Source organism: Agromyces sp. NPDC055661, from assembly GCF_053618135.1.
Genome location: NZ_JBSHHC010000001.1, coordinates 2,018,463 through 2,031,808, shown reverse-complemented (window position 1 = coordinate 2,031,808; position 13,346 = coordinate 2,018,463). Strand labels below are relative to the sequence as shown.

At 72.7% G+C, this 13,346-nt stretch carries 12 protein-coding genes; 6 read left to right on the top strand and 6 right to left on the bottom strand.

Going from position 1 to position 13,346, the window contains the following annotated elements; all coding sequences use genetic code 11:
- Positions 1–17: 17 nt before the first annotated feature.
- From ACWGO8_RS09325 to ACWGO8_RS09315, 3 genes are read left to right on the top strand one after another with little or no spacing between them, the layout of a single operon-like run.
- Entirely contained in the window at positions 18–677 is a 660-nt protein-coding gene (locus ACWGO8_RS09325; protein WP_452042786.1) for a TetR/AcrR family transcriptional regulator, read from the top strand.
- Positions 674–1,342 (top strand): hypothetical protein, encoded by a 669-nt coding sequence (locus tag ACWGO8_RS09320; RefSeq protein ID WP_452042785.1) that lies wholly within the window; start codon positions 674–676, stop codon positions 1,340–1,342. The genes ACWGO8_RS09325 and ACWGO8_RS09320 overlap by 4 nt, the downstream gene beginning before the upstream one ends.
- Entirely contained in the window at positions 1,339–3,195 is a 1,857-nt protein-coding gene (locus ACWGO8_RS09315) for a YhgE/Pip family protein (protein ID WP_452042784.1), read from the top strand. Before ACWGO8_RS09320 ends, ACWGO8_RS09315 begins: the two co-directional genes overlap by 4 nt.
- 19 nt (positions 3,196–3,214) lie before the next feature.
- Here ACWGO8_RS09315 and ACWGO8_RS09310 read toward each other — a convergent pair whose 3' ends face one another.
- From ACWGO8_RS09310 to ACWGO8_RS09300, 3 genes are all read right to left on the bottom strand, one after another.
- Complete coding sequence (locus ACWGO8_RS09310; protein WP_376953195.1) at positions 3,215–3,583, bottom strand: nuclear transport factor 2 family protein; 369 nt, start codon at positions 3,581–3,583, stop codon at positions 3,215–3,217.
- A gap of 258 nt (positions 3,584–3,841) precedes the next feature.
- Positions 3,842–4,858: a magnesium and cobalt transport protein CorA gene (locus ACWGO8_RS09305; RefSeq protein ID WP_452042783.1), complete on the bottom strand. Its 1,017-nt coding sequence runs from the start codon at positions 4,856–4,858 to the stop codon at positions 3,842–3,844.
- Positions 4,859–4,985: 127 nt separating this feature from the next.
- The gene (locus tag ACWGO8_RS09300) at positions 4,986–5,624 is read right to left on the bottom strand and encodes a TetR/AcrR family transcriptional regulator (RefSeq protein ID WP_452042782.1); all 639 of its coding nucleotides are present in this window, start codon (positions 5,622–5,624) and stop codon (positions 4,986–4,988) included.
- A gap of 54 nt (positions 5,625–5,678) precedes the next feature.
- On the opposite strand from ACWGO8_RS09300, the gene ACWGO8_RS09295 reads away from it, so the two are divergent.
- Positions 5,679–7,049 (top strand): MFS transporter, encoded by a 1,371-nt coding sequence (locus tag ACWGO8_RS09295; RefSeq protein ID WP_452042781.1) that lies wholly within the window; start codon positions 5,679–5,681, stop codon positions 7,047–7,049.
- Here the strand turns inward: ACWGO8_RS09295 and ACWGO8_RS09290 are convergent.
- Together ACWGO8_RS09290 and ACWGO8_RS09285 are read right to left on the bottom strand one after the other, a co-directional pair.
- Positions 7,012–7,620 (bottom strand): TrmH family RNA methyltransferase, encoded by a 609-nt coding sequence (locus ACWGO8_RS09290; RefSeq protein ID WP_452043541.1) that lies wholly within the window; start codon positions 7,618–7,620, stop codon positions 7,012–7,014. The two genes, ACWGO8_RS09295 and ACWGO8_RS09290, sit on opposite strands and share 38 nt — an antisense overlap.
- Positions 7,621–7,801: 181 nt before the next feature.
- Complete coding sequence (locus tag ACWGO8_RS09285; protein ID WP_452042780.1) at positions 7,802–8,113, bottom strand: hypothetical protein; 312 nt, start codon at positions 8,111–8,113, stop codon at positions 7,802–7,804.
- A gap of 206 nt (positions 8,114–8,319) precedes the next feature.
- On the opposite strand from ACWGO8_RS09285, the gene ACWGO8_RS09280 reads away from it, so the two are divergent.
- Positions 8,320–9,777: an Nramp family divalent metal transporter gene (locus tag ACWGO8_RS09280; protein WP_452042779.1), complete on the top strand. Its 1,458-nt coding sequence runs from the start codon at positions 8,320–8,322 to the stop codon at positions 9,775–9,777.
- Positions 9,778–9,941: 164 nt separating this feature from the next.
- Here the strand turns inward: ACWGO8_RS09280 and ACWGO8_RS09275 are convergent, their stop codons facing one another.
- Entirely contained in the window at positions 9,942–12,449 is a 2,508-nt protein-coding gene (locus ACWGO8_RS09275; protein ID WP_452042778.1) for a rhamnogalacturonan lyase, read from the bottom strand.
- A 146-nt stretch (positions 12,450–12,595) separates the two neighbouring features.
- Between ACWGO8_RS09275 and ACWGO8_RS09270 the strand changes: the two genes are divergently transcribed.
- The gene (locus ACWGO8_RS09270; RefSeq protein WP_452042777.1) at positions 12,596–13,249 is read left to right on the top strand and encodes a metal-dependent transcriptional regulator; all 654 of its coding nucleotides are present in this window, start codon (positions 12,596–12,598) and stop codon (positions 13,247–13,249) included.
- The last annotated feature ends 97 nt before the right edge of the window (positions 13,250–13,346 follow it).

Here is a 13,346-nt window from a genome sequence, read left to right as displayed (position 1 = left end):
CTTCATAGCATAGTCCCATGCCGTCCGACATCGACGCGGGCCGTCGCCCTCGTCGAGACGCCACGGCCAACCGCGAAGCCCTCCTGGCCGCCGCCGCCGACGCCCTCGGCGAGGCATCCGATGCCCCGCTCGAGCGCATCACGAGTGCGGCCGGCCTCACCCGTCGCGCCTTCTACGGGCACTTCGCGAACCGCGACGAGCTCGTGGTCGCCGTCATCGACGTGGGCGCCGCGCGCCTGAACGCGATCGCCGCCGAGACCGACGCCCCGCACGCCCCCACCGCCATCGCGCTGCTCGGCGCGCGGCTCTGGGGCGCCGTCGAGCACGTGCGCCTCCTCGCCGGCATGGCCGTGCGCGAGCCGTACGCCACGCACGCCGCCGAAGCGCTGGCACCCGTGCGCGAGCGGCTGCGCGCGCTCGTCGAGCGCGGCGTCGCCGAGGGCACCGTGCGCCCCGACATCCGCGCCGACGTGCTCGCCCGCCTCATCGAGTCGGCCGCCATCGCCGTGCTGCTCGAGGCGGCCGTGACGGGCATCGCCGACCTCGAGGGACGGCGCCTCGTGATGCTCGCCGTGCTCGGCACGGCGGGGCTCTCGTGGCAGGACAGCGCCGACCTCATCGACACCGCGCCCGCGCTCGCGGCACCGCCGATCGCGTCAGGGGAGCCCACGGCATGAGGATCGAGCTGCGCGGCGTCGGCAAGGGACGCCGCAGCGAAGCGCTGCCGCCGACGACGGTCGGCTTCGAGTCGGGACGGGCGACGCTGGCCCGCGCCGAGACCGAGCAGCGCCCCACCGTCCTGGGCCTCCTCGCCTCGGGCCGCATGCGACCCGACACGGGCACCGTGACCATCGACGGGCGAGCGGATGCCGCCGCGATCCGTCGCACGGTCGCCCTCGTCGACGCGCCCGACGTCTCCGATCCCGCGCCGAACGTGACCGTGGCCGGCGTCGCCGCCGAGGAGCTCATGTTCGCGGGCGTCCCCTCGAACCCCGTATCGGTCGCCCGCTGGCTCGACGACCTCGGCCTGCGCGACGTCGCGCGGATCCCGATCGCGAACGTCGAGCCGGTCGTGCGGCTGCGCCTGCTCACCGAGCTCGCGATCCTCCGCGACGACGTCGAGGGACTCGTGCTCGTCTCCCCCGACCGCCACGGCGGCGACCCGCTCGAGTGGTGGGACCTCGCCAAGCGCCTCGCCGATCGCGGGTTCGCGGTGCTCGTCATAGCAGGCGACGCGTCGGCCGCCGCCATCGGCGCCGCCGCGATGATCGAGCGCATGCAGGCCGACGAGGTCGACGAGCTCGCGGAGCACGCGGCCCTCGCCGAAGGGGGACTCGCGTGAAGGTCCCCCAGATGATCGCCGCCGAGCTCCGGCGGCTCACGTCGACGCGCATGTCGGTCCTCGCGCTGCTCGCACTCGTCGCCGTGCCGGTGCTCTACGGCGGCCTGTACCTCTGGGCGAACCAGGATCCGTACGCGAAGTTCCCCGAGGTGCCCGTCGCGCTCGTCGTCGAGGACGAGGGCACGCCGGCCGACGATGCACCCGCGCGCAACGTCGGCGACGAGGTCGCCGACGAGCTGCTCGCCGACGGCGCCTTCGACTGGCACCGCGTCTCAGCCGAGCAGGCGGCGACCGGGCTCGACGAGTCCGACTACGACTTCGCCATCACCATCCCCGCCGACTTCTCCGATGCGCTCGCCTCGGTCGGCACGGATGCCCCGCGGCAGGCCGAGATCGTGCTGTCGACGAACGACGCCAACAGTTACCTCGCCGGCACGATCGGGAAGCAGGCGGTCGAACAGATCCGCGCGGCGGTCGCCGAGCAGGTCGGGCGCGAGGCCGCATCCACGCTGCTCGACTCGATCGCGACCATCCGCACGAACCTGTCCGACGCCGCCGACGGCGCCGCGCGACTCGCCGACGGTGCGGCGCAGGCGCTTGACGGCTCGGGTCGGCTCTCCGACGGGGCATCCCGCCTCGCCGACGGGAGCGCGCAGCTCGCCGACGGCACCGCCCAGCTCGCGGACGGCTCGGCACAGCTGGCAGCGGGCGCGCAGCAGGTCGCCGACGGGAACGCGCAGCTCGCGGCATCCGCCGATCGGGTGGGCGCGGCTGTCGACCAGGCCACCGCTGCGCTCCCGCAGGTGCGCGACGACGTGGCTGCGCGGCTCGCCGCGGCGGGCGTCGACCAGGCCACGATCGACGACGCGCTCGCGCGGCTCGACCCCCTCGGCGACGACCTCGCCGCCGGCAACGACCGCGTGCAGGAGGTCGTCGGGCAGATCGACCAGCTCGCCGCTGGCAGCGCACAGGTCGCCGACGGGTCCGCGTCGCTCGCGGCCGGGGCGCGCACCGCCGCCGACGGCGCGGCCGAGGTGGCGTCTGGCTCGAGCGCGCTGCGCGACGGGATCGGCACGCTCGGCGACGGGCTCGGTGAGCTGAGCGACGGCGCGGGCACGCTGCGGGACGGGCTCGCCGACGGCGTCGACGCGATCCCCGACTCCGACCAGGCCACGCGCGACGCGCAGGCGTCGACGATCGCCGACCCGATCGACCTCGAGACGAGCGCGGTGACCCAGGCGGGCAGCTACGGCGCCGGACTCGCGCCGTTCTTCGCCGCGCTCGCGGGCTGGATCGGCATCTACGCGCTGTTCCTCATCGTGAAGCCGATCTCGCGACGCGCGGTCACGGCGCTGCACTCGCCGATCCGCGTGACGCTCGCCGGGTGGCTGACACCCGGGATCCTCGGGGCCGTGCAGATGATCGGGCTGTTCGTCGTGCTCGCGGTGACGCTGGGGTTCCACATGGCGAACCCGTTCGGGACGCTCGGCGTCATGGTGGTCGCCTCGGCGACGTACGCGGCGATCATCCTCGCGCTCAACGTCTGGCTCGGATCGGTCGGGCAGTTCCTCGGGCTCGTGCTCATGGTGCTGCAACTCGTGACTGCGGGCGGCACGTTCCCGTGGCAGACCCTGCCGGCGCCGCTCGCAGCCCTGCACCACGTGCTGCCCATGGGCTACGTCGTCGACGCGATGCGGCAGTTCATGTACGGCGGCGACCTCTCACGGGCGGGTGCCGATGCGCTCGTGCTGCTCGCGTGGCTCGCGGGCGGGCTCGTGTTCGCGGCGCTCGGCGTGACGCGGATGACCCACTACCGCACGCTGCGCGACCTGCAGCCGAGCCTGATCGGCTGACGCCGCTCGCGGGTCGTGCTCAGGCGGGCGTCTGCTGGTGCGCCGCCACGCGCCAGGCGCCGTCGTCGTAGAGGTAGGTCGTCGACATGCGGAGGTCGGCCGTCTCCTCGCCGCGGCGCGCGACCGCCCGGTACACGAGCACTCCGGCGTGCTCGCCGAGGCGGATGACGGCGGGCTCATGCAGCTCGTACGAGTCCCACGGCGGGGCGCTGCGGAACGCCGCGCGCACCTCGTCGCGACCGAGCACCGCGCCCTCCACGACCATGAGGCCGTCGCGCGTCATCGCGCGCTGGTAGTGCTCGCCGCCATGCCCCTCGAGGATGGCCTTCCATCCGGCGTGCTCCTCGTGCAGGAGGCGGGCGGGCAGATCGTCGGTGATCTCGGTCATGCCCCAACGCTACTCGCCGCGCGTGCGCAATTCAGGTGCGGAGGCGTGTCGCTCGCGGTTGGTGCGGCGTGTCGCGCCGGCACGCCGCACGCAGACCTGAATTGCGCACGCTGGCCCCGACTTCTCCTCCACGAGTGGGCGATCCTTGCTGCGAATCCGGGCGGATGCCGCCAAGATCGCCCACTCGCGACATTGGAGGAGGAAGAAGGGCGACCGGATGCCGCGGCGGCGCCTCGCGGCATCCGCTCGGGACTTCGCTCAGAGCCAGCCGCGGCGCTTGAAGACGGCGTACAGGCCGGCGGCGAAGCCGAGCATGAGCGCGACCGCGAACGGGTAGCCCCAGGGCCAGTCGAGCTCGGGCATGTAGACGAAGTTCATGCCGTAGACCGCGGCGATGAGGCTGGGCGCGAAGATGATGGCCGCCCAGCTCGAGATCTTCTTCGTCTGCTCGCTCTGCGCCAGCGCGGTCTCGGAGAGCACCCGGATCTCCTCGTTCTGCCGCTGCGCGACGAGCGTGGAGTGCACCTGCAACGCGTTCTGGAGGAGCTGGCGGAACCCGTCGCCGTGCTCGACGATGCGGATGACGTGGTCCTTCACGTCGCGGAGGTACCGCTGCAGCTCGAGCTCGACGCCGTACTTCTCGAAGCCGCGCTCGAGCGCGTCGAACATGCCGACGAGCGGGCGCGTCGCGCGCTGGAACTCCATGACCTCGCTCGCGAGGTCGTAGATGCGCCGGGTCACCTCGGGGTCGCCCGAGAAGAGCTGCTCCTCGATCTCGTCGATGTCGTTCTCGAGCCCCAGGTCGACCGGCACGTACTCGTCGACGACCTCGTCGAGCACGGCGTAGAGCACGGACTCGGGCCCCTTCGCGAGCAGCTCGGGGTTGCCCTCGAGCCGGCGACGCACGCGCGCGAGGTCGGGGGACTCGGCATGGCGGATCGTGATGGCGAAGTCGGGTCCGATGAACACGTGCAACTCGCCGAACTCGACCTGCTCGACGTCGTCGAGGTAGCGCGCCGGACGGAGCACGACGAAGAGGGTGTCGCCGTAGCGCTCGAGCTTCGCGCGCTGGTGGCCCTTCTTCGCGTCCTCGACCGAGAGGGGGTGGAGCCCGAACTCGCTCGCGAGCGCGTCGATCTCCGCGTCGGTCGGTCGGTAGAGGCCGATCCAGGCGAATCCGCCGTGCGCCTCGCGGGTCTCGAAGGTCTCCTCGAGGGACGCCGGCGTGGCGACCCGGCGGCCGCCCCGGTAGATCGCGTTGTCGACGACGGGCATCGGCTCAAGTCTCGTGCGCGGCGGGGCGCCGCGGCATCCGACACGCGGCGGGGTCTCGGGCGCCGGCCGCCGGTCGCGGGCAACGGCAGCGGGGTCGCGGCAGTGCGGAGGGGGGCCGGGCGCCGGCTCAGGCGCTGTCGCTCGCGGCCCACTGGCCGCGCACGGCCGTGGGGCGCGACCGCTCGAGCGTGCCCTGGGCGAGCCCGAGCCGCCCCTCGGCCGCGGTGTAGACGACGTGGTCGGCCTCGGCGCGCGTGACCAGGCCGATGGCGTGGTGCTGCACGGCCATCCCGTCGACGAGGGCGGTGAGCATGCGCGCGTCGCCGGCCGGATCCTCGCTGCGGCCCAGCCCCGCCTCGTCGAGCCGCTCGATGATGCGCGCGAGCCGTCGCTCGCAATCGCGGTGGTGGCGCGTGAGCGAAGCGTGCAGTTCGGGGTTGCGGGGGGCCTCGCTCCACGCGTCGATCCAGACGAAGTAGTGCTCGCGGGGCGTCGAGGTGAGCCAGTCGGCCAGCGCCTCCACGGGCTCGACGCGCTCGGCGACCTCCTCGTCGCCCTCGAGCTCGGCGAGGACCGCGGCGTCGAAGGCCGCCGCAACCAGCTGCTCACGAGTGGCGAAGTAGTGCCGGATGAGGCCGTGCACCACGCCGACCTCCGCGGCGACGTCGCGCAGCGTGACGCGTGCGAAGCCGTCACGCGCCACCAGGCGGAGCGTCGCGGCCAGGATCTGCTCCCGCCGTTGCGCCGGATCGAGCCGATTCGCCATGCCTCCATGCTACCCCTCTTGTCCATGCGGACAATGACTGCTAGCGTGTTATCCATGTGGACAAGAAGGGGTCCAGCGCTCGACGCGATCGATCGTCACCGCCGCCGTCTCACGGCCGGCGTCGTGGCCGCCACCGTGCTCATGTCGTCGGGCGCCATGGTCATCTTCCCCCTGCTGCCCACGCTCCAGTCGCAGCTCGACATCTCGACCGCCGACATCGGCTTCGTCGCCGCGGCCGGCTTCGCGGCGTCCCTCGCCGCCGAGCTCCTCGTCGCGCCGTTCGCCGACCGCGGTCGCGCCCGCACCATGGGCGTCGCCGGGGTCGTGCTCATGACCGCCGCACTCCTCGGTTCGGCCATGGCGACCGAGAGCTGGCACCTCATCGCCGGTCGTGCGCTCGGCGGCCTCGGCCTCGGCGTCTTCATGGCCGCGGCGAGCGCGCTGCTCGTGCGCGCCGATCCCGCGCGCGCCGGCGAGGCGCTCGGGCGCCTCGGCGCCGCCGAGCTGGCCGGCATCGCGCTCGGCCCGCTCGCGTCGGGCCTCGCGATCGCGTTCGCGTCGCCCGCGGCGATCCTCGCGTGGTCGGGCGCGGTGGTGCTGATCGGCGTCGCCCCGGTCCTGCTCGCGTTCCGCGAGCGCACCGACCCGGATGCCGCGGCGGCGGGCCAGGCGGCGGGAGCCGCCGAGGCGCGTGCAGCCGGGGGCGGTTCCGCCGCGGCATCCGTGGACCCTGCAGCACGACCGCCTCGGGTGAGCTTCGATCTGCTGCGGTCGCCGATGGTGGTCGGCGTGCTGCTGCTCTACGGCGCGGTCATGGTGCCGACCGGCGCGTACGACGGCATCTGGCCGCGGTTCATGGCCGACATCGGCGCGAGCGAGTGGCTCACGGCGCTGAGCTACACGCTCTTCGCCGTGCCGTTCGCCCTCGTGGCGGGCTGGGCGGGTCGGCTCGCCGACCGTCGCGGCGGCGTCTCGGCGTACGTGCGCGGAGCCGTCGTGCTCGTGCCGATCGTCGCGCTGTACGGCGTCATCGGCAATCCGTGGGTGGCCACCGGCGTCGGCTTCGTCGAGTCGAGCGGTCAGGCGCTCGCGTTCATCGGCGCCGCGGCCGCGATGGCACAGGCCGTGCCGGCCGCCCGTGCCGGCGCCTCGCAGGGGCTCATGCGCGCCTTCGGGCTGCTCATGGCCACGATCGCGGCCGCCCTCTCGGGCATCGCCTACGAGTCGGGCGGGCCGCTCGTGCTGTTCGGCGGCACGGCGATCGTCGTCGTCGTGATCGCGGCCGCGGGGCTGCTCGTGATCCGGTCTGCGCGGCGGCGGGCGCGGGCGGATGCCGCGGCGGTCGCGGCATCCGTCGACACCGAGGTCGCATCAGCCGACGGCGAGCTCACCGGCCGGCGTGCCGGCGCACCCACTCGTGCATGACGATCGCCGCGGCCGCGCTCGCGTTGATCGAACGGGTCGAGCCGTACTGCGTGATCTCGACGACGAGGTCGGCGGCGGCGAGCGCCTCGGCGCTGAGCCCGGGGCCCTCCTGGCCGAAGAGCAGCACGCAGCGCTCGGGCAGCTCGATGTCGTCGACCGGCACCGAGCCCTCGACGTTGTCGACCGCGATGATCGGCAGCTCCTGCTCGCGGGCCCACACGACGAAGTCGGCGACATCGGGGTGGTACGCCAGGTGCTGGTAGCGGTCGGTGACCATGGCGCCGCGCTTGTTCCAGCGGCGGCGGCCGATGATGTGCACGGTCTCGGCGGCGAACGCGTTGGCGGTGCGCACGATCGAGCCGATGTTCAGGTCGTGCTGCCAGTTCTCGATCGCGACGTGGAACGGATGCCGCCGCGTATCGAGGTCGGCGACGATCGCCTCGAGGCGCCAGTAGCGGTAGCGGTCCACGACGTTGCGCCGGTCGCCGTGCTCGAGCAGCTCGGGATCGAACCGCGGGTCGTCGGGCCACGCGTCGCGACCCCCCGGCCACGGTCCGACGCCCTGCGGCACGGTGGGGTCGTCGTGCGCCTCGTCGGCGCCGGCCGCGGGCGCGTCGGCGCCCGCCGCGGGCGCGTCGGTGTCGGCCGCGGGCGCGTCGGTCTCGTGGGTCACGCTGCAACGCTACCTGCGCCGACCGGGCGACGGCCCCGGCGCGATGCCGGGGCCGTCTGGTGGATCGGACGGATCGCGTCTATCCGGGGAACGGCACGCCACCGCGGCAGGCGTCACCCGGGCTCGGGACCTCGCCCTTGAGCCCGGCGCGCACGTACATGCCGTAGCTCTGCACGTGTCCGCCCGTGACGGCGTCGTCGTCGAAGCCGGGCGGGTTGCCTTCGATGGAGTCGGGCAGGTCCCTGCCCGAGAAGGCGCAGGCCGAGTTCGCCTTCTCGGCACCCGGCACGGGATCGCCCTTGCCATTGGTCTCGCCCGCGAAGGCGGCGCCGGCGCCTCCGCCGACGACGAGGCCGAGTGCGACGATGCATCCGATCACAGCTCGCTTCATGGTTCTCACCTCTCTGTGGAGCCACGAGCGATCATCGGCCCGTTCCTGGTCGGCAGGGACGCGCGGCCCCCGGGAGATCGCCCGATGCATCGGAACCTACTCCTCAACCACCTCAGCCGGTTACCCGCGTCCGGGTGACATCGCGAGGCGGAAGCGACACGCGGCGGCAGGGTTTCGGTGTACCGAAATCCGGGTAATCTTTCGGTATGCCGAAATCCACGGATGCCGCAGCGACGCGGCCCCCGATCGAGAGCGACCCGAACCCCGCCGGGCTCGACGCCGAGCCGCGCAGCGATTCCGCCGCCCGCGCCGACGAGGCCACCGCGCCGCGCGAGCTCCGCACCCCCGCACGACCTACGATCCCGCGCCTCGCGTGGCTGATCGGCCCCGCGCTCGTGGCGGGCGTGGCCTACCTCGATCCCGGCAACGTCGCGAGCAACATGACGGCGGGCGCCCAGTACGGCTACCTGCTCGTGTGGGTCGTGGTGCTCGGCAACGTCATGGCGTGGCTGATCCAGTACCTCTCGGCGAAGCTCGGCATCGTCACCGGACGCAGCCTCCCCGAGGTGCTCGGTGGCCGTATCCGCAATCCGTGGGGACGACGGGCGTACTGGCTCCAGGCCGAGCTGGTCGCCATGGCCACCGACCTCGCCGAGGTCATCGGCGGCGCGGTCGCGCTCAACCTGCTGTTCGGCGTCCCGCTCATCTGGGGCGGGCTCATCACGGGCGGAGTCTCGATCGTGCTGCTCGTGCTGCAGTCGCGGCGCGGCCCGCGCACCTTCGAGTTCGTGATCATTGGCCTGCTCGTGATCATCGCGATCGGGTTCACGGTCGGCGTGTTCATCGCCCCGCCGAGCCCGGCCGGCATCCTCTCGGGCCTCGTGCCGCGGTTCGACGGCGCCACGTCGGTGCTGCTCGCCGCCTCGATCCTCGGCGCGACGATCATGCCGCACGCCATCTACGCGCACTCGGCGCTCAGCCGGGACCGCTTCGCCACCCACCGCGGCGAGCAGGCCGGCGCACGCGTCGACGGTCCGTGGCACGGCTTCGGCATCCGCCGAGGCACGGATGCCTCGCCCGAGCTCCTGCCCGGCACCGCGACCGCCGTGCCGACGAACCGGCTCCTCCGGGCGACGCGCTGGGACGTGTCCATCGCGATGGCGATCGCGGGGACCGTGAACCTCTGCATCCTCCTGCTCGCCGCCGTGAACCTCTCGGGTGTCGAGGGGACCGACACGCTCGAGGGCGCGTACGACGCCCTCGGCGTCGCGCTCGGCCCGGTCATCGCGACGCTGTTCGCGGTCGGCCTCCTCGCCTCGGGCCTGGCGTCGACCTCGGTGGGCGCCTACGCGGGCGCCGAGATCATGTACGGGCTGCTCCGCGTGCGCGTGCCGCTCATCCTCCGCCGGCTCGTCACGCTCGTGCCGGCGCTCGCGATCCTCTGGCTCGGGTTCGACCCGACGCTCTCCCTCGTGCTCAGCCAGGTCGTGCTGTCGTTCGGCATCCCGTTCGCGCTCGTGCCGCTCGTCGTGCTCACCGCGAAGGCGGGCGTGCTCGGCAGGTGGCGCAACCACTGGGCGACGACGGCGGCCGGCATCGCGGCATCCGTGTTCCTCATCACGCTCAACGCCGTGCTGCTCTGGCTGGTGTTCACCGGCGCCTAGCGCGCCGCGGTCGTCGCGGCAACGGCCCACAACCGCCGCGACATGGGGGACCGCCCCGGGTGCCGGCACGGAATTGCGGAACCCGGGGCGGTCGTCTCGAGCCGGGTGACGGATGCGGCCGGAGGGGGAACCGGCGCATCCGTCACTCGGATGCTCCGACGACGTCAGTCGTCGAAGTCGGCGCTCCACTGCGAGGTCGAACCCTCGGCGATGGAGTACCAGGCGGCGGGGACGGCCACCACGGTGGCCTCGCCGGTGACGCGGACCTTGCCGTTCGCCGACGTGACCTCCTCGCCGTTCACGTAGTACGTGATGCCGGCGATGTTCTTCGGCACCTGCACCTCGTCGTGGGCCGTGCCGGGGCGATCCTTGAACGTCGGCTCGCCCGGCGTGGCCGGCGTGGTGAGCACCGGCACCTTCGACCAGTCGAGGTCGCTCGCGAAGTAGTACGAGGTGTACGCCGGCTGGTTGTAGGTGGTCTGCTGGCGCGCGGTCTCCGCGCGGTACTGCACGTCGTGCATGAGCGTCGTCAGCTTGTGCGTCGTGATCTCGGTCGGCGTGAAGATCCGCAGCGCGCTCGAGTCCGCCGTGCGCACGAGCAGTTCCTCGCGCCAGTCGCCGAACACGTCGGCGACGAGCGACGGGTTGCCCTTCGTGCCGTTGTTCGTGCGCGTGTTCGTGGCGGTGAGCACGCGACCGCGCTTCCAGTCGTCGATGGTCGTCGTCTGGTTGCCGCTGCCGTTCACGACCTGCGTGGTGAGGTCGGGCGACCAGCGGATCGACATGTTCGTACCCGGCGAACCGCCCGGGATCACGGTGCCGTCGGCCGCGCGCAGGCGCATGCCCCAGTTCTCGATGCCGGGCACCTCGGGCAGGATGTCGCCGATCATGCCGCGGCCGGTGTCGCGACCGGAGTACTCGCCGAAGAGCACCTCGCCCGTCGCGGCATCCCGCATCGCGGAGCCGTACGGCGCGGAGGTCGCACCCTCGTGCACCGTCCAGACCTCGAGGCCCGGACGCGCCGGGTCGATGTCCGCGACGTGCATGGCGTCGCCGTGCCCGAGGCGGGCGTTCTGGCCGGGCGCCGCACTGCCCGCGGGAAGCACGCCGAACGAGCTGTACAGCAGGCTGCCGTCGTCGTCGATCGTGGCCGAGCCGTAGACGAGCTCGTGCTTCCCGTCGCCGTCGACGTCGGCCAGGCTCAGCGAGTGGTCGCCCTGCGTGGTGATCGTCGCGTACTCGGGGTTCGTGCCGTCACGTCCGTGGGGCGAGTCGTTGAACGGGTTCGTCATGGGCACGTGGCCGCTGTCGACGTACCAGTGCTCCTTCAGGTGCTTCCCGTCCCAGTCGTAGGTCGTGACCGTCGTGCGCGTGTAGTAGCCGCGCGCGAACACGGCGGTCGGGTGCTGCCCGTCGAAGTAGCCCACGCCCGAGAGGAACCGGTCGACGCGGTTGCCGGGCTCGATGCGGGTCATCGCGTAGTCGCCCCAGAGCAGGCCGTCGTCGCCGCGGCCGGGCTTGTAGGGGATCGTCTGCAGCTCTTCGCCCGTCGCGCTGTCGAACACCGTGAGGTACTCGGGCCCGTCGACGATGAACCCCTCGAACTCGCGCAGGCGGTTGTTGGCGCTGCGGCTCGGCGCGTAGACGTCGATGAAGTAGTCGGCCAGCTCCTCGGCGCTCTCGCGCGACAGCGGGTACTCGTGCGTCACGGGCACGCCCCACGCCTGCTCGAGCGTCGCCGGCCACTGGCCGGACACGACCTCGGGGCGCTCGCTCCAGCCCTGGAACATCTCGACGAGGTGGTCCTGGTAGCCGGCGGCGCTCAACCGGTAGTCGTCGGTGTGCTCGTAGCCCGCCTCGACGTCCTCCTCGGGCATCGTGACGAAGGCCTCGCCCGCGACCGAGCCGTCGGCCGCGTAGCGGATCGACTTCGTGCCCGGCGCGGTCTTCAGCATGGTCTCCGAGCGGCCGTCGCCGTCGAAGTCGTACACGAGGAACTGCGTGTAGTGGGCGCCGGCGCGGATGTTCACGCCGAGGTCGAGGCGGTTGAGCAGCGTGCCGTCGAGCTCGTACGTGTCGAGGTAGACGGGGCCGGTGTAGCCGCGCTGGGAGACGTCCTTCGAGTTCGATGGGTCCCATTTCACGACGAACTCGTACTGCCCGTCGCCGTCGACGTCGCCGACCGACACGTCGTTGGCCGAGTACGTGTACGCCTCGCCCTTCGGGGTGACGCCGTCGGCGGGCTTCTGCAGGGGAAGGTCGTGGTAGCCCTGCGCCCAGGCGGTCACGGGGTCGGATGCTGCGAGCTCGATGCCGTTCACCACGGGGGCGACGGTGTACTGCGCGCTCGCGGTGCCTGCGGCATCCGCGTAGTTCGTGCTGTCGGTGACGGTCGCGAGCTTCACGCCGTCGCGGTAGACGGCGAAGTCGGGACCGGCCAGGCCGGTGTCGGTGGCTCCGGTCGCCTCGGAGGCGAGGAGGCGCCAGCTGAGGAACACGCCCTGGGCGGTCGACACCGCGACGAGACCTCGGTCGAGGGCCTCGAGCTGCGGGACGCCCGTGGGCACGGAGTCGGGAGGTGCGGCGGTCGCGGGCTGCGCGACGCCGGCGATCAGGCAGCCGGCGGCGGCGACCGCCAGCGCTGCGCGGAACGGATGGTGTCCGAGATTCATCGTCGAATCCTTCTCTGGGCTGGTGACCCGGTGTGGGATAGCGCTTTCCGTGCGGGATCGAAACTATCCCCCTCACGAGGGACGGTCAAGTCCCAGTCGGACGAGTGACACGATTCACGGGTCCGGGCACCGCTATCCTGAGGCCGATGCCAGCCACGAGCCCCGCGATCGAGGACTACCTCAAGACGGTGTACGCCCACACCGAGTGGCAGCCCGACCCCATCACGCCGAAGGTGCTCGCCGACCGGCTCGGGGTCGCGCCGTCGTCGGTCACCGAGATGGTGAAGAAGATGGCCGCGGCCGGGCTCGTCTCGCACGTGCCCTACGGCGCGGTGCGGCTGACGGATGCCGGGCTGGCACGTGCGCTCGCGGTCGTCCGACGCCACCGCCTCATCGAGACCTGGCTCGTGCAGGAGATGGGGTACGGCTGGGACGAAGTGCACGACGAGGCCGAAGTGCTCGAGCACGCGATCTCCGACCGGCTGCTCGAGGCGATCGACGCCCGACTCGGGCGACCGGTGCGCGACCCGCACGGGGACGCGATCCCGGCCGCCGACGGCACGCTGGTCACGGAGCCCGCGGTGCGGCTCGACGAGGCGCCCGTCGGGCACACCGGACGCGTCATCCGGATCAGCGATCGCGACCCCGCCGTGCTGCGCGAGCTCGAGGAGGCCGGCGTCGGCCCGGGCAGCGAGCTCGCCGTCGACGCGGCCGACGCGGCATCCGTCGCCGTCGCCGTCGCCGGGTCCACGCGCGCCATCGCCCGCGACGCGGCCGCGGCCATCTGGGTCACCGCCTGAACGGACGGCACCGGTCAGCGCCTCGATCGAGCCCGTTGTCCGCCCCTGACGAACGCCCTCCCCTTCCGCGCCTCCGTCGTGCACGATGGTGTGATGG

What these genes read in the sequence shown, in the direction of transcription:
- ACWGO8_RS09325 (WP_452042786.1), top strand. Translation starts at nt 18, where the DNA reads ATGCCGTCCGACATCGACGCGGGCCGTCGCCCTCGTCGAGACGCCACG.
- ACWGO8_RS09295 (WP_452042781.1), top strand. Translation starts at nt 5,679, where the DNA reads ATGTGGACAAGAAGGGGTCCAGCGCTCGACGCGATCGATCGTCACCGC.
- ACWGO8_RS09305 (WP_452042783.1), bottom strand. Translation starts at nt 4,858, where the DNA reads ATGCCCGTCGTCGACAACGCGATCTACCGGGGCGGCCGCCGGGTCGCC.
- ACWGO8_RS09275 (WP_452042778.1), bottom strand. Translation starts at nt 12,449, where the DNA reads ATGAATCTCGGACACCATCCGTTCCGCGCAGCGCTGGCGGTCGCCGCC.
- ACWGO8_RS09320 (WP_452042785.1), top strand. Translation starts at nt 674, where the DNA reads ATGAGGATCGAGCTGCGCGGCGTCGGCAAGGGACGCCGCAGCGAAGCG.
- ACWGO8_RS09280 (WP_452042779.1), top strand. Translation starts at nt 8,320, where the DNA reads ATGCCGAAATCCACGGATGCCGCAGCGACGCGGCCCCCGATCGAGAGC.
- ACWGO8_RS09285 (WP_452042780.1), bottom strand. Translation starts at nt 8,113, where the DNA reads ATGAAGCGAGCTGTGATCGGATGCATCGTCGCACTCGGCCTCGTCGTC.
- ACWGO8_RS09300 (WP_452042782.1), bottom strand. Translation starts at nt 5,624, where the DNA reads ATGGCGAATCGGCTCGATCCGGCGCAACGGCGGGAGCAGATCCTGGCC.
- ACWGO8_RS09270 (WP_452042777.1), top strand. Translation starts at nt 12,596, where the DNA reads ATGCCAGCCACGAGCCCCGCGATCGAGGACTACCTCAAGACGGTGTAC.
- ACWGO8_RS09310 (WP_376953195.1), bottom strand. Translation starts at nt 3,583, where the DNA reads ATGACCGAGATCACCGACGATCTGCCCGCCCGCCTCCTGCACGAGGAG.